Origin of the sequence: Mycobacterium gordonae (genome assembly GCF_001417955.2) — a bacterium.
GTDB classification, from domain to species: domain Bacteria; phylum Actinomycetota; class Actinomycetes; order Mycobacteriales; family Mycobacteriaceae; genus Mycobacterium; species Mycobacterium gordonae_B.
The window spans coordinates 20,590-37,224 of record NZ_LKTM01000002.1; the positions used below are offsets into that span (position 1 = coordinate 20,590).

Here is a 16,635-nt window from a genome sequence, read left to right on the forward strand (position 1 = left end):
AACTCGCGGCGCTGCGCCAGAGAATCGTCACTCGCGCGCGGTGAGACGAACTACGTAGTGCGCTACTGCAATCCGCCGGAGGTCGGCGACCAGCTACCCAGCTTCGATGGCTGCGTCAGGTAGCTAGATGGCGAGGAGCGGGCTCAGGTGATGACCGGGGTATCCGGCTTCGGCCGCACCGCATCGACCCGGCGGTCACCGTTCGACTCTTGTTGCAGCTCTTCGTAACCCGGCATATCTGCGAGACCGAACAGCGGCAATGAATGGGTCAGCAGTTGATCGACCTGTTGCTTGCCCAGGCGCATCTCTTTCGCCCTGCGCTTGCGTTTGGTCTGCGATGCGCACTTCGACAGGTCGTAGTCGGGCACGGTACTGAGGCCGAACAGTGGTAGTGAGTGGGCCGGCAGCAGGTCGATGGTGCTGCCCACCGGCCTGGGTTTCGGCACGCGAACCACTTTGGGTCGGGGCGGCGGAGCGGGCGCCTTGCCCGTGACGAACCGCTTGGTGCGGGCCAGCCACACGTCGGCCTGCTGTTCGAACTTGCTCTTCTTGCGATTCTTGTTGGTCCGGCCCATCTGTGAGGGCCACCAGTTCTTCTGGCCGATCATCGCCGCCAGCGCGGGAACGGTGATGGTGCGCACCAGGAACGTGTCGATGACGATGCCGATACCGATGGTGAAGCCGGCCTGAGCCATCGTAGTCACACTGGCGGCCAGTAGGCCGAACATGGACGCTGCGAAAATCAACCCCGCCGAGGTGATCACACCACCCGTCGAGCCCACGGTGCGGATGACGCCGACCCGCACGCCGTGCGGTGACTCATCTCTGATTCGCGAGATCAGCAACATGTTGTAGTCGGCGCCGACGGCGACCAACAGGATGAACGACAGTCCTGGCAGGCTCCAGTGCAGGTCCTTACCCAAGATCAACTGGAAGACGATGACGCCCAGGCCGAGGGCCGACAGGTACGAAACCAACACGGATGCAATCAGATACAGCGGCGCGATGACGGCCCGTAGCAGTGCTACCAGAATCAGGAACACGATGATGATCGTCGCGATGACGATGAACCGGATGTCGCTGTTGTAGTAGTCGCGGGTATCGGCCATCACAGTCGGCATGCCGATCAGGGCGATCTTGGCGTCCGACAATTCGGTGTTCGGTAACGCGGAGTTGGCGGTCTGCACGATCTTTCGGATCTGATTCATGCCCTCGACGGTGAAACCGTTGAGACCGCTCTGCACCAGGTACTGGGCCGCGTGACCGTCCGGCGACAGAAACGCCTGGGCGCCTTGTTTGAAGTCGTCACGGCTCAGGATCTGCGGTGGAATATTGAACCCGGCCATGTTCGGTCGTTCCGCGTCGCGGCGCATTCCCAGCAGGAAGTCGGAAGCCTCGTTGAGGCCGCCACCCATCTTCTTGACCTGATCGACCAGTGCCTGGACGCCGTCCGCCACGGCGCCGCTGCCGTCGGCCAGTGCCCCGGCCCCCTGCTGCAGTTGCGACAGCGTATTGGGCAGACCTTTCACCATCTTCATGGTGTTGACGATCTGCTTCAGTTGGTCGTCGAGTTTGCCTACCGTCTGCGCCAGCGTCTGGTACTGATCGGTCTGTTGCAACGTGACCGCGAACGCTTGGATCGAGCGGAGCAGGCCGTTGTTGCCGGACTCGACGATGGCCGCCAGTTGTCCGCGCGATCGCACACAAGCGGGGTCGGCGTTGCAGGACGGGCTTTCATTGAGGGCCGTCACCATGGGGGCGGCCCACACCGCCGTGGTTTGGGCATCGCTGACGGTCCCGCTCAAGTTGTTGCCGAGCGCCCGCATACGGCTGACAGCGCCGGACGCCTGGTCGAGCTGCTGGATGGTCTTGTCCCCACCCATCAGCTGCAGCATGTTCTGCAGCATGCTGACCAGCCCGGCCGAGCTGGCGACGGCTTCGTTGACCTGGCTCCGAATCTGGGCCAGGGCGTCGGCCAGTTGCCGGGAGCCGCCGACCAGATGGTCCAGCTCTCCTCCGTGTTCGGAGATGGCCGAGGACGCCTCGTTGAGCTTGCTGCCGACCTCACCGGCCTGGAACGACACCTTGGTCTCTTTCAGCGGTTCCCCGTTGGGCCGGGTGAGGCCGCGCACCATGACGATGTCGGGCAGGTCGGCGATCCGGCGCGACATCATTTCCAGGTCGGCCAGGGCTGCCGGAGTGCGCAGATCGCTCTTCGACTGGACGAACAGAACCATCGGGCTCATCGAGTTCATCGGGAAGTGACGATTCAGTGCGTTGAAGCCCCGGACGCTGTCCATGTCCTGCGGGACCGTCTTGAGGTCGTCGTAGTTGAACCGGATCAGGCTCGTGCTGCCGGCCAGTGCGAGCAGGATGACCAGGCTGCCGACCAGGTGAATCACGGGACGCCGGACGATGCGGGATCCCGAAATGCGCCAGAACCGAGTGGTCAGGTCGCGGCGCGGCTTGATCCAGCCGCGCCGGCCGACGATCACCAGGACCGCCGGCAGGAAGGTAGTCGCCGCGATCAGCGTCACGACGATGGAGATGGAGATCGCCGGCCCGACGGCCGAGAACACCTCCAGCTTGGTGAAGATCATCGCGAGGAAGGTGACGGCGACGGTGGCCGCCGAGGCGGCGATCACCTTGCCGATGGACATCAGCGCCTTTTTCACGGCGACGTCCGAGGCTTCACCTTGTCTCACGAAGTCGTGATATCGGCTGATCAGGAAGACGGCATAGTCCGTCCCGGCGCCGATCATGACGGCGCTCATGAACACGATGCTCTGCATGTTGACCACGAAGCCCATTTCGGCCAACGCGGACAACAGACCCTGTGCACCGACGATGGACACCCCGATGGTGGCCAGTGGCATCATCATCGTGACCAGGTTTCGGTACACGATGATCAAGATGACGAGAACGCTGATGATCGTTCCCGTCTCGATGATCTGGACGTCCTCTTCGCCGATCTTCTGCACGTCGGCGACGGTGGCGACCGGTCCGCTCATGTAGGCGTTCAGCGATGTTCCCGCAACCGTCTTCTTCGCGATCGCGGTGATGTTCCGCAGCGCCTGCTGGCTCTCGGGAGACGTTGCGTCACCGGGCAATTGGATCGGGAGGTTCCAGGCCTTCTTGTCTTTGCTCTCGAAGACTTCCCGCGCCTTCGGCGTGCCCAGGAAATCCTGCACCTGCATCTTGTCCGCCGTATCGGCCTGCAGGTTGTCGATCAGCTTGTGATAGGTCTCTTCGTCGGCGGCGCTCAAACCCTTCTCGTCGGTCAGGATGACCAGCAGCAGGGAGCCGCCCTTGCCGCCGACGCTGGCGCCGCCGCTGAAGGCCTTGGCCATCTCGTGCTGGGCGATCATGGTCGGCGCGTTGTCCGGAAGTTGCTTCGGCTCGTGCTTGGCGGCCTGGACCTGAAGGGGCGGGAAGGTCAGCACGAGAACCACGGCCACCGCGATCCAGGAGCCGATCACCAGCCACGGTTGCTTGACGACGAAGTCGCCAACGCGGTCGAAGATCCCCCCGACCTTGGCTTCGTCGTGCGATTTCACCTGCCGCGCCACGTAATCACCGTACAGGGAGGAGCGCTGGTCAGGTGGGGGAACGAAATATTCCGAAATTTCCGTGGCTTCGCGTCCGCGGGCGCACGCCACTGCCTGGCTGTGCCTGAAAGAACCTGACCAGCGCCATTATTTGAGCAATCGGGAGTGGCTGTGAAACGCGTCACTGAGCGGAATCAAGCCACCCTGCGGGATAGCTCCGCCGGCCGAAAGTTGGACGGATGTGCTTATCTGACGGGTGTCCAGCTTGGCGCTTTCGGCCCGCAGCGCGCGCGAGTCATGCGACACTCTCCCGGTGGCTCTCAGATACCGCCTGCAATCCAACCCCATCGTTGCCAAACTCACCACGAAGTACTTCCTGCCGTTAGGCACCCGCCAGGTGGGCAATGATGTGGTCTTCTTCAACTTCGGCTACGAGGAGGACCCGCCGCTGGGTCTGCCCCTGTCGGACGCCGACGAACAGAACCGGTACGGCATTCAGCTGTACCACCAGACCGCCAGTCAGATCGATCTCACCGGCAAGAAGGTGCTCGAAGTCAGCTGCGGTGCGGGCGGCGGAGCGTCCTACATCGTGCGCACGCTGGGCCCGGCGTCTTACACCGGCCTGGACTTGAACCCGGCCAGCATCGAGCTGTGCCAGAAGAGGCACAGGCTGCCGGGGCTGGACTTCGTCCAGGGCGACGCGATGAACCTGCCGTTCCCCGATGAATCGTTCGACGTGCTGCTCAATGTCGAGGCCTCGCATCAGTATCCCGATTTCCCGAAGTTCCTCGAGGAAGTCGTGCGGGTCCTTCGCCCGGGCGGGCACTTCCTGTACACCGATTCGCGCCGCATCCCCCACATCGCGGGATGGGAGGCGGTGCTGGCTGCGGCGCCGCTGCGCAAGGTCTCCGAACGCGACATCGAAGCGGAGGCAAAGCGCGGGCTGGCCGCGATCACCCGGCGGACGCAGGAGCAGGTCGGCAACCGGGCGCCGGCATTCGTGGGCGCGGTGACCCGCTATGCCGCCGGCCTGATGGACCGGGACCTGCGCAAGGACGGCGGCTTCACCTATCGCATCTACCACTTCGTGAAGGATTGACGGTCCCGCACGGATGCTTCGAGGGATGCTTCGACGATGAAGGCCGTCGTCGCCAGCTACGGCACCCGCGGCGATATCGAGCCGTGTGCCGCGGTGGGGCTGGAACTGCAACGACGCGGCCACGACGTGCTGCTGGCGGTGCCGCCGAACCTGATCGACTTCGTCGAGTCGGCCGGGCTGGCGGCGGTCGCCTACGGGCTCCGTGACTCTCAGCAGGAGTTGGACGAGCAGTTTCTGCACAACGGGTGGCGGTTCCAGAACCCCGTCAAACTGGCGCGCGAGGCCATGGCGCCCGTCACCAGGGGCTGGGCGGAGCTGGCCGCGACGCTGGCGCCCGTGGCGGCCGGCGCCGACGTGCTGTTGACCGGCCAGATCTACCAAGAGGTCGTCGCCAATGTCGCTGAGCGCTATGACATTCCGCTGACCGCGCTGCATTTCTTTCCGATGCGGCCCAACGGTCAGGTCGCATTCCCGGCGCGCTTTCCCGCCCCGGTGGTGCGCAACACCATGAAGACGCTTGACCAGCTGTACTGGCGGATGACCAAAGGTGTCGAGAACGCGCAGCGTCTGGACCTGGGCCTGCCGAAAGCATCCCGCCCGGCCCCGCACCGGATGGCCGAACGTGGCGTGCTGGAGATCCAGGCTTACGACGAACTCTGCTTTCCGGGGTTGGCGGCCGAGTGGGACGAGCGGCGACCGTTCGTCGGTGCTCTCACCATGGAACGGCCCACCGCGGTGGACGACGAGGTCGCGTCGTGGATAGCGGCCGGCACCCCGCCCATTTACTTCGGATTCGGCAGCATGCCCGTTGGATCGCTCACCGACCGCCTGGTCCTGATCAGCGGGGCCTGCGCACGCCTAGGGGAGCGGGCCTTGATCTGTTCGGGACCCCGCGACCAGGCTGCGGGGTTGCAGTTGCCGGATCACGTCAAGGTGGTGAGTGCGGTCAGTCACGCCGCCGTGTTCCCCACCTGCCGCGCGGTCGTCCATCACGGTGGCGCCGGTACCACCGCTGCAGGTCTGCGGGCCGGAGTGCCGACCCTGGTTCTGTGGGTCACCTCCGATCAACCGATCTGGTCGGCTCAGATCAAACAGTTGAAAGTCGGCTGGGGCAGGCGCTTCTCGAGCAGCACAGTGGATTCGCTGGCGTCCGACCTGAAGAAGGTTCTCGCTCCGGATTTCGCCGCCCGGGCGCGTGACCTTTCAGCCCGGATGACCAAGCCCGCCGCCAGTGTTTCCGCGGTCGCAGACCTGCTGGAAAACAGCTTCCGGCGCGGTCATTAGGCCTTCGGAACGCCCCTCGGGGATGTGGCTGCCGGTGTAGGCTTCGCCTGTGTCCCTACTGATTACGGTGCCGGTATTCGGTCAGCACGAGTACACGCATGCACTCGTAGCCGACTTGGAACGGGAGGGCGCCGACTACCTGATCGTCGACAACCGCGGCGACTATCCCAAGATCGGCAATGAACGTGTCAACGTTCCCGGTGAAAACCTGGGCTGGGCCGGCGGCAGCGAACTGGGATTTCGAATTGCCTTCTCCGAGGGCTACTCCCACGCTATGACGCTCAACAACGACACCCGCATCTCCAAGGGATTCGTTGACGCTCTGCTCGACCCGCGGCTCCCGGCCGATGTGGGAATCGTGGGGCCGATGTTCGATCTGGGATTTCCGTACTCGGTTACCGATGAGAAGCCGGACGCCGAGAGCTACACGCCGCGACCGCTGTATCGTGTGGTTCCCGCGATCGAAGGTACCGCCCTGGTGATGTCTCGTCAGTGTTGGGATGCCGTGGGCGGCATGGATCTGACCACGTTCGGCCGTTACGGGTGGGGGCTCGATCTCGACCTGGCACTGCGGGCACGTAAGGCTGGATTCGGTCTGTACACAACCGAAATGGCGTACATCAACCACTTCGGGCGCAAGACGGCCAACACTCATTTCGGCGGCCGCCGCTACCAGTACGGCGCGAGCGCATCGATGATCCGCGGTTTGAGCCGGACTCACGGCTGGCCTGCCGCGATGGGCATCTTGCGGGAGATGGGCGCGGCGCACCGGCGTAAGTGGTACAAGTCTTTTCCGCTCAACTGCACCACCAGCTGCTAAGCGCTGACGCGTACCGCCTCTTCCAGCAGATCGGCGGCCGTGGCGACGGCATCGGCGGGATCGCTCATCCGCGTTGATATCTCGCGGGCGCGGGCGGCGTAATCCGGCTGCAGGATGGTCTTCACACCGCGCAACAGCGACTTGCGGTTGACGTGCGCGAAACGCTTTGCGGTACCGACCTTCACGCGTTGCACCGCGGCCGCCCAGATCGGTTGATCGGCGACGTCCCACAGGATGAACGTGGGCATCCCGGCGCGCAGGCCGGCGGCGGTGGTGCCGGCCCCGCCGTGGTGCACCACCGCGCGGCACCGCGGCAGCACCGTCGAATAGTCGACCAGCCCAACAAGTTTGACGTGCTCAGGCTGGACGGCGAGCGTCGCGCCGACGGGGGCGTACACCAGCGCGCGTTCGCCCAACTCGGCGCATACGTCGGCGATCATCTCGACCGTCTCGGCGGGCGACTGCACCGGGGTGCTGCCGAATCCGAAATAGATCGGGGGACTACCCGCTGCGATCCAGTCGTCCAATTCCGCGTTGGGCTCGGTGTGCAACCGCATCGACAGCGCACCGACGAAGGGCCGCCGCACTTTCCACTCCTGCGCGATCCCGGGGAACAGTGCGGGGTCGTAGGCCTGGATCTCGGGTGCGCCGCGACCCACGATCCGCTGCAGCGCCGGGACCGAGGTGGGGGACAGGCCCAGCTCGCGGCGCTGGGTGCGATCGGCGTCACCGGTGGTGTACGAGTACAGCCGCCAGGACGCCTTGGCGACGGTGCGCACCACCGGGCCGGGCAGCGGTAGCGACGGGATGCCGACCTGCCCGTTGACGTGCATCGGGAAGTGATGCAGCGCCGCCAGCGGAATGTCATGGTACTCAGCGACATTCGCGACGACGCCGTGATAGGTCTGCCCCGTCATCAGTAGGTCGGCACCCTCGGCCAGCTCGGCCAGCGTCGCACCCATCTCCGCCCAGCCCTCGACGAACAGCTCCTTGCCGGCCTGCGCCAGGTTGAGCGGGTTCTGCGCCTTGGTGAGGTTACGGACGAATGCCGCGACCTGGTTGATCTGGATCCCGGAGTCCGGCCCGTACGCCACGCCGCTCAGGCCCGCCGCTTCGACGAACCCGATCAGGTTGGGTGGCACCGCCATTCGCACGTCGTGGCCGCGCCGCTGTAACTCCATGCCGACGGCGGCGCAGGGTTCGACGTCGCCCCGGGTCCCGTGGACTGCCAGTACGAACTTCACGCCGATGCGACTGCTTCCCCCGCCAGCTCCTCGTACAGCAGGTCGGCCAGGCTGCGCACCGTGGTGTTGATGTTGGTGGCGGTGATGCGCACACCCGTCTCGGACTCGATGCGGGTGCGCAGCTCCTGGCTGCTCAGCGAATCCAGGCCGTACTCGGTCAGCATCTTGTCGACGTCGATGGTCCGGCGCAGAATCAGTCCGATCTGCTCGGAGACCATGCGCCGCAACCGAGCCGGCCACTCCTCCTGCGGCAGCTTGTCCAACTCGCTGAGGAACTTGCTGTTCCCGCCGTGCTTCACCGTTGCCTTGAACGCCTCCGCGAACGGACTGTGCTGCGCGAACGCGTTCAGCCACGGCGATCCGATGATGGGGGCGTAGCCGGTGTAGGCGCGGTTGTGCCGCAGCAGCGCCTCGAATGCATAGGCGCCCTCCTCCGGCTGGATGGCGTCGCCGGCCGCCTCGGCGAACGAGGTGGCGCGGCCGATCTCACCCCACGGTCCCCAGGCGATCGAGGTGGCCGGCAGGCCCTGGGCCCGCCGCCAGTGGGTGAAGGCGTCCAGCCAGCTGTTGGCCGCCGCATACGCGCCCTGACCGGGTGACCCGACCAAGGCTGCCGCCGAGGAGAACGAGCAGAACCAGTCCAGCGGCTGATCCGCTTCCATCTCTTGCAGGGCTTCATGCAGGTTCCACGCACCGTGCACCTTGGGCGCCCAGTCCCGGCGGATGAGTTCCTCGGTGATGTTCGGCAATGTGGCGTCTTCGACCACGGCGGCGGCGTGCAACACCCCGCGCAGCGGCAGACCCGTTGCCGTGGCGGTGGCCACCAGCTTCTCCGCCGTACCGGCTTCGGCGATGTCGCCGCACTCCACTACCACGTCGGATCCGATCGACCGGACCAACTCGATTGTCTCCAAAGCCTTTTGGTTGGGCTGGGAGCGTGAGGTCAGGACGATCCGGCCGGCGCCGGCGCTGGCCATCTTCTCTGCCAGGAACAGGCCGAGACCGCCGAGACCGCCGGTGATGATGTAGGAACCGTCGCCCCGGAAGACCGGCGCCTGCTCGGGCGGCATCACCACGCTGCTGCGCCCGACGTGCGGGACGTCGAGCACCAGCTTGCCGGTGTGCTCGGCCGCGCTCATCACCCGGATCGCGGTGGCCGCGTCGGCCATCGGGTAGTGGGTGACTTCCGGCGTCGGCAGCACGCCGTCGGCGATCTGCTGATAGACGGTGCTCAGCAGCTCGTGCACCTGCGCCGGGTGGCTCTCGGCCATCAGGGCCAGGTCGACACCGTGGAACGCGAGGTTCTGCCGGAAGGGGAACAACTCCAGCCGGGTGTTGGAGTAGATGTCACGCTTGCCGATCTCGATGAAGCGTCCGCCGAGGGCGAGCAGCTTGATCCCGGCCTGCTGAGCGGCGCCGGTCAGCGAGTTGAGCACGATGTCCACGCCGTAGCCGTCGGTGTCGTGGCGGATCTGTTCGGCGAACTCGGTGTCGCGGGAGTCGTAGACATGCTCGATTCCCATGGCGCGCAACTTCTCCCGGCGCTCCGGGCTGCCTGCCGTGGCGAAGATCTGCGCCCCGGCCGTGCGTGCGATGGCGATGGCTGCCTGGCCGACTCCACCCGTGGCCGAGTGGATCAGCACCTTGTCCCCGGACCGGATCCGGGCCAGGTCCGTCAGGCCGTACCAGGCGGTGGCGTACGCGGTGGTCGCCGCGGCCGCCTCGGCGTCGGTCACGCCGTGCGGCACGGCTGCCGCCAGGCGAGCGTCGCACGTGACGAAGGTCGCCCAGCACCCGTTGGTGGACAACCCGGCGACATGGTCGCCGACCTTGAGGTCGGTGACCTCAGAGCCGACCGCAGTCACCACGCCGCCGAAGTCGAGACCCAGGTCGGGGATTCGACCGTCGAAGGTCTGGTAGCGGCCGAAGGTGGCCAGCACGTCGGCGAAGTTGATGCTGGACGCGCTGACCGCAACCTCGATCTCGGTCGGCCCCGGCGGCACCCGGTCGAACGCGGCGAACTCGAGCGTCTCCAGGTCCCCGGGAGTGCGGATCTGCAGGCGCATGCCGGCGTCGGCGTGATCGACGACAGTGGACCGGCGCTCCTCGGGCTGCAGGGGAGTGGGCAGCATCCGCGCGGTGTACCACTCGTCGTTGCGCCACGCGGTCTCGTCCTCGGCGGTGTTCTGCAGCAACTGCCGCGCCACCTGGTCGGCACCCTGTTCGCCAAGGTCGTTCGGCAGGTCTATGTAACTGACCTTCAACTGCGGGTTCTCCGAGCTGATCACCCGCAGCAGGCCACGCAGGCCGCCCTGCTCGAGGTTGGCCTGATCCTCGGGCAGCACCGTCTGGGCATTGCGCGTCAATGCATATAGCCGCGGCGGCGAGCCCAGCAGGTCCGGCAGCTCCCGGGCGATGCGCACCACGTGCTCGACGTACTGCCCGCCCCGGTCGCCGGACTCGTTGACGGCGTTCTGCTGCGGCGCGGTGACCAGCACCACCCCGTGGAACGCGCCCTCCTGCAGTTGCGTGCGCAGCTGCTCGGCGTGCGCGGCGTGGTCGCCGCCGAACGGCCAGAACAGCGTGGTCGCCTGCGCGTCGTGCACCTTCAGCGCGTCGGTCAGCGCCGTCGCCGTCAGGTCCGCGGCATCGGAGGTGGTGACCAGCAGCCAGTTGCCGGGTTCGGTGACCGTGGCGTCGGGTAGCTCGCGCGGTTGCCACTCGACGGTCAGCAGCCGCTCGCCCAGGACCCGGTCGCGCTCGCTGTCCGGGGAAGCCCCGGTGCCCAGCTGCAGGCCGCGCACCGTCATCAGCACGGTGCCGTTCTCGTCGACGATGTCCAGGTCGGCTTCCACGCCGCCGGCGCCGCACGCGGTCACCGTCGCGTAGCAGTAACGCGCGTGCCGTGCCGAGCCGTAGGCGCGCAGCCTGCGGATGCTCAACGGCAGCAGCAGGCCACCGTTGAGTGCGCTGCCGACACTGGGATGGGCGGCGACCGCCTGGAAGCAGGCATCCAGCAGCGCCGGGTGAACCAGGCCGTAGGTGCCTTGCTGCGGGCGCAGCGGACCCGGCAGCGAAACCTCCGCCAGTACCGTGTTGCCGGCGTTCTCGGCGATGTGCGCTCCGCCGAGGCCTGCGAATGCCGGTCCCAGCCGGTGGCCGCGCCTGTCCATCCACTTGCGGATGTCGTCGCCGTCCACCGGACGCGGGTGGTTTGCCAGCAGCTCGCTCAGGTTCAGGGCGGATGGCTGGTCCGCCGGGTCGGCCGCGTGCAGCACCGCGGTGGCCTGCCGCTCGTAGCGCCCTTCGCGGTTGCTCTCCACGGTGAAGTCGACGACGTCGGGGCCCTGGAATGTCGCGGTGATGCCGACCGGCGTCTGCTTGTCCAGCGGCAGCGACTGCTCGAAGCGCAGGTCGCGCACCTCCGCCGCCTCGCCGAGGACGGTGCGGGCCGCGACCAGCGCCATCTCGCAGTAGGCGGCGCCGGGCAGCACGTCGGCGTTACGGATCTGGTGGTCACCCAGCCAGGGCAGCGCGTCGGTGCCGACCTCGCCCTGCCACACGTGGCGCTCCGGTTCCTCGGGAAGCCGCACGTGCACGCCCATCAGGGGATGCGCGGGCACCAGCGCGCTGCGGCGCGCCACCGAGTCCAGACCGCTGGTGGCCAGGAACAGCGACCGCTGACTCCAGGTGGGCAGCGGCGCGTCCAGCAGGCGTCCATCGGGGTAGAGCACGGCCCAATCGAGGGCGGCGCCCGCGGCATACAGGTCGCCCAGCAGCCCACGCAGGCCATGCGGCAGTGGCTGCTCGCGGCGCATGCTCGCCAGCGCGGCGGCCGCCTTGTCCAGGCTGCGTGCGGTCTGGTCCACGGCGTTCGTCAGCAGCGGGTGCGGGGACAACTCGGTGAACACCCGGAAGTCATCCTCCAGCGCGGCCTGGACCGCGGCGGCGAAGCGCACGGTGTGGCGCAGGTTGTCGGCCCAGTAGCCGGCGTCGCAGTACGGTTCCTCGCGCGGGTCGAACGAGGTGGCCGAGTAGTAGGCCACCTCCGGCTCCAGCGGCTCGATGTCGGCCAGCACCTCATAGAGCTCGTCGAGGATCGGGTCGACCTGCGGCGAATGCGAGGCGACGTCCACGGCCACTTCGCGGGCCATCACGCCGCGTTCTTCCCAGGTGGCGACCAGGTCGCGTACGGACTGGGTGTCGCCGCCGATCACGGTGGACTGCGGCGAGGCCACCACCGCCACTACGACGTCGCTGACACCGCGCGCCACCAGCTGGGTGATTACTTCCTCGGCGGGCAATTCCACCGATGCCATGGCGCCCGCGCCGGAGATGCGGGTCATCAACTTGGAGCGCCGGCAGATCACCTTGACACCGTCTTCCAGCGACAACGCGCCGGCGACGACGGAGGCGGCGGACTCGCCCAGCGAGTGCCCGATGACCGCACCGGGGTTGGCGCCGTAGGACTTCATCGCCGCGGCCAGCGCCACCTGCATGGCGAAGATCGTGGGTTGCACGCGGTCGATTCCGGTGACCTTCTCGGGGGCGGTCATCGCCTCGGTGACCGAGAAGCCGGACTCCGCGGCGATCAGCGGTTCGATCTCGGCGACCTTGGCGGCGAACACCGGCTCGGTGGCCAGCAGGTCCTTGCCCATCTCGGCCCACTGCGATCCCTGCCCGGAGAACACCCAGACCGGGCCCTTGTCGTCCTGCCCGGTGGCCGGTGGGTAGGGCACCTCGCCCCTGGCGACCTCACGCAGTCCTTCGACCAGCTGCGCACGGCTGTCGGCCAGGACGGTGGCGCGTACCGCGCGCGGGGTACGCCGGCGGGCCAGCGTGTAGGCCAGGTCCCGGATGTCCAGCTCCTCCTGGGCGTCCACCCAGTCGGCCAGCCGGGTCGCCGTCTGGTGCAGTCCGTCTTCGGAGCTCGCCGAGATCGGGAAGATCAGTGCGCCCTGCAGGGCGGTGGCGCCGTCCGGCTCGACGGTCTTGGGCGACTGCGGCTCCGGTGCCTGTTCGATCACGGCGTGCACGTTGGTGCCCGAGAATCCGTACGACGACACAGCGGCCCGGCGCGGTGCCGCGTCATCGCCACCGGGCCAAGGCGTATTGTCCTGTGGGACAAAAAGATTGGTTTCGATCTCGGCGAACTTCTCGGGCAGCTTGGTGAAATGCAGGTTCTGCGGGATCACGCCGTGCTGCACCGCCAGCACCGCTTTCATCATGCCCAGCGCGCCGGCCGCCGACTGGGTGTGCCCGAAGTTGGTCTTCACCGACGCCAGGGCGCACGGTCGGGTGGTGCCGTAGACCTCGGCGAGGCTGGCGTATTCGATGGGGTCGCCGATCGGGGTGCCGGTGCCGTGTGCTTCGACCATGCCGATGGTGGTCGGGTCGACGTCGCCGGCGGCCAGCGCCGCGCGGTACGCCGCGACCTGCGCGGGCAGCGACGGCGTCACGATGTTGACGGTGCGGCCGTCCTGGTTGGCCGCGGTGCCGCGGATCACCGCCAGGATCCGGTCACCGTCGCGCTGGGCATCCTCGAGGCGCTTGAGCAGCAGCATGACCGCGCCCTCGCCCGATACGAAGCCGTCGGCGTTCACGTCGAACGCGTGGCAGTGCCCGGTGGCGGACAACATTCCGATGGCCGAACCCGACGCGGCCTTGCGGGGCTCCAGCGTCACCGAAGCGCCGCCGGCCAGCGCGATGTCACTCTCGCCGTCGTGCAGGCTCTGGCATGCCAGGTGAATGGCCGACAGGCCTGACGAGCACGCGGTGTCAACGGTCATCGCCGGACCGCTGAGGCCCATTGCGTAGGAGACCCGGCCGGACCCCATCGCGAAACTGTTGCCCATGTAGCCGTAAGGGCCGCTCAGGGTGTCGGCATCGGCATGCATGAACAGGTAGTCGTCGTGCATCAGGCCGACGAAAACGCCGGTCTGGACGGCGGTCAGCGCATCGCGGGTGAGGCCGGCGTGTTCCATCGCCTCCCAGGACGTCTGCAGCAGCAGGCGGTGCTGCGGGTCCATCTCGGTCGCTTCGCGCTCGGTGATGCCGAAGAACTCCGGGTCGAAGTCGGCGACGTCGTCCAGGAAAGCGCCCCATTTACAGACCGTCCGGCCCGGGACGCCGGGCTCCGGGTCGTAGAACTCCTCGACGTCCCAGCGGTGGGAGGGAACCTCGGTGACGAAGTCGTCGCCGCGTAGCAACGCTTCCCACAACCGTTCCGGGGAGTCGATGCCTCCCGGCAGTCTGCACGCCATACCGATGACGGCAACCGGAGTGACACCCGTCCTGTCCACGTCTTTCACCTCTCCATACCCCGCGCGTACCACCGGGCTTCGGTTCAGCTTTTCCCAGCGATCAGCTCGAATCTCATTCGCTTTGCGGGGCGCCGCTGCGCTGCGCGAGCGAGCGAACCCGTCGACCAAGCCCTGCCCCCGCGCCGAAGCCAACCTCACATTCGTGAGGTGATCGCAGCGTATCCGGTTTGCTCGGTCGATGTGGAAAAATCGTGCAGACGTACAAGAATTGTGCGTATCTTCACGCGGGCGCCGGGAGCCGCTCGGCCACCGCGGCCGAGTCGGGCAAGGCGCTCGAATCAGCGGGCCGGGTGCGTGGCGAGGGCGTGTCCGACAGCGTCCCGCAACGCTGCCTGGCGGCTCAAAATCGCTGCTCAACAGCGTAAGATCCGCGATCTGGCGCGCCTCAGGGCCGTCCCGGAGTGTGGTTCGGCGCTTCGCGCGCGAGCGCCCGCGCCGACGGTCGAAGCGGGTCCTCGGGCCTTGACTTCACGGAGGTCGGCTCCGACGCCACACCTCTGTTCGTAAGGAGGAACCGCTGTATGCACCCGTCCGGAAAACGTAGCTACCGGGTAGTTGCGCGGGCGTGACACAGACGCCGATCAGGCTGGTGGAGGCGGGCGGAGTTGAGCGGATTTTGCGAAACCGCCCACGCGCCTCCCCGCGGCGGCATACACTTCGATTCTCAGTACCGCAGCCTGCCAGCAGGCGCGGCGCTACTACGGGATTGTTGCTGAGGTTTCTCTTGAAGCTCGCGGCATTTCTATTTTTGTGCGTGCAATTCGGCTTATTTCTGGCGCTCGAATGCGGTTCTTGTTCCACACCCTTTTCGTTTTGCGGCCCCGCCATTCGGATCACTCCGAAGGACGGGGCCGCAAAACAAAGGGCTTATTGCGCCAGCTGAACAGCGGCCTTTGCGTACTGACCCTCGCAGGCGCGCGCGAACACCGACTTGAGAACCTCGAGGTAACGAGTCACCGATTCGCGAGCGACCGGGTTGTTCGGGAAGTTCACCATGATGGAAACCTCGTCGAAAAGCCGGATCACCGAGAAGTACAGATAAGCGGGGTTACGGCCGTCGTTGTAAGCCGTCGCATTTGCACCCTTCAAAGCGGTGGCGACCACGGCGGAAAGGGGCGGCAGGCCGGCGTCCATGTAGTTCGTCATGAAGAACTGCGATGAATTCCGCTTGAGCCAGGGCGCCAATTCCAGAACACGCTCGTACGGCACGTTCGCCATGTCCATGTTGTCGTCGAATGAGGCCTGAGTGGAGCGAGCGGTCTCTTCGAAGGAATTCGGGTCGATGGCGACGGTGAAAGGCACCGCACCGGTGAACCAGCCCATCGACAGGTACTCCTCGGGGGAATTCCGCTTGTCGACCGGAGTCATGCCGTTGTACGTTTCCTGGCCGGTCAATTCGTAGTGCGCCAATGCGACGCAGCCGAACAGGCCACCGCTGAAGCGGGCGTTCGCCGCCATGCAGGTCGCCTCGAACTTTGCCGTTTGCTGCGGAGTCATCAACTTCTCGATCATGATGTCGCCACCGCAAGCGTGCGACTGCTCACCCAGCGGCAACGGGAACTCCGGCAGGCCGCCTCCGTTGTTCTCGGCGAAGTCGATCCATTTGCGGACCTCGGGAGTGTCCAGAGTCGCTTCGGCCGAGATCTTCGCCTCGCGAAGGCAGAAATTGTCGTGGCTGCCCGGCTCCGGCATGACCAGCGGCGGTTTGCCCTCGAGCAATGCGCGGTAGTTGGTCAGGATTTCGACGTAGAGCGAGGAAACCACGGCCGGGTCGCAATGCAGGTGGTCGACGATCGCAAACAGCGAGCAGTGGTTCTCGTGCTGAATCAGACCGAAGCGGAAGCAGTCCCATTCCAGCGGCGGCGGCGTGGAGACAACCAGTTCGCGCCATTCCGCCTGGGTCATTTCGCCATGCTGGACCGGAGCCAGTTGAATGTCGCGCGGGTTCTGAATCTTGTGCCGAACAATGTCCTTGGGGCCATTGTATTCGAACCAGCTGCGGTACGTTTCGTGCCGCCGCGCGTGCGCATTGATGACGTGCGTCATGGTCCGGATATCGCACTTGCCCGGAATCTCCCAGGAGCCCATTACGAGCCGGGAGTAATCGAGGCCACGTTCACCGAATTCCACATAACCGCGCAAATGGCCGGCCTGCATGGAACTGGGCGGCACATCTACCACCGGCGCTTTTGCGGCTTTCGCACGTGATGCCGGCGTTGGCTGCCAGGTGACAACCGAACCTGGGCCGGGCTCCCAGTCGTAGACGATTCCTACGCCGAGAGTGACGTCTGCTGATCCCCCGCCTATGATCACGCTT

7 protein-coding genes are annotated in these 16,635 nt (G+C 66.3%); 3 read left to right on the forward strand and 4 right to left on the reverse strand.

Annotated elements, in window-relative coordinates; all coding sequences use genetic code 11:
* Positions 1-143 precede the first annotated feature (143 nt).
* Positions 144-3,557 carry an RND family transporter gene (locus AO501_RS02260; RefSeq protein ID WP_156452271.1) on the reverse strand — a complete coding sequence of 1,138 codons (3,414 nt, stop codon included), beginning with the start codon at positions 3,555-3,557 and terminating at the stop codon, positions 144-146.
* A gap of 247 nt (positions 3,558-3,804) precedes the next feature.
* Between AO501_RS02260 and AO501_RS02265 the strand changes: the two genes are divergently transcribed.
* The 3 genes from AO501_RS02265 to AO501_RS02275 are packed head-to-tail and all read left to right on the forward strand — an operon-like array spanning position 3,805 to position 6,751.
* Positions 3,805-4,647, forward strand: a complete 843-nt coding sequence (locus AO501_RS02265; RefSeq protein WP_231752305.1) for a phthiotriol/phenolphthiotriol dimycocerosates methyltransferase — start codon at positions 3,805-3,807, stop codon at positions 4,645-4,647.
* Positions 4,648-4,683: 36 nt separating this feature from the next.
* A complete protein-coding gene (locus AO501_RS02270; RefSeq protein ID WP_055576185.1) occupies positions 4,684-5,931 on the forward strand; it encodes a glycosyltransferase in 1,248 nt (415 codons plus the stop codon).
* A 49-nt stretch (positions 5,932-5,980) separates the two neighbouring features.
* Positions 5,981-6,751, forward strand: coding sequence for a hypothetical protein (locus AO501_RS02275; RefSeq protein WP_055576186.1), 771 nt, complete (start codon positions 5,981-5,983; stop codon positions 6,749-6,751).
* Here the strand turns inward: AO501_RS02275 and AO501_RS02280 are convergent.
* The 3 genes from AO501_RS02280 to AO501_RS02290 form a co-directional block, all read right to left on the reverse strand.
* Positions 6,748-7,995, reverse strand: coding sequence for a glycosyltransferase (locus tag AO501_RS02280; protein ID WP_055576187.1), 1,248 nt, complete (start codon positions 7,993-7,995; stop codon positions 6,748-6,750). The two genes, AO501_RS02275 and AO501_RS02280, sit on opposite strands and share 4 nt — an antisense overlap.
* Complete coding sequence (gene pks2, locus AO501_RS02285; protein WP_269435161.1) at positions 7,992-14,306, reverse strand: sulfolipid-1 biosynthesis phthioceranic/hydroxyphthioceranic acid synthase; 6,315 nt, start codon at positions 14,304-14,306, stop codon at positions 7,992-7,994. The genes AO501_RS02280 and pks2 overlap by 4 nt, the downstream gene beginning before the upstream one ends.
* Positions 14,307-15,185: 879 nt before the next feature.
* Positions 15,186-16,631: a condensation domain-containing protein gene (locus AO501_RS02290; RefSeq protein WP_063892789.1), complete on the reverse strand. Its 1,446-nt coding sequence runs from the start codon at positions 16,629-16,631 to the stop codon at positions 15,186-15,188.
* Positions 16,632-16,635: the final 4 nt, after the last annotated feature.

What these genes read in the sequence shown, in the direction of transcription:
- AO501_RS02270 (WP_055576185.1), top strand. Translation starts at nt 4,684, where the DNA reads ATGAAGGCCGTCGTCGCCAGCTACGGCACCCGCGGCGATATCGAGCCG.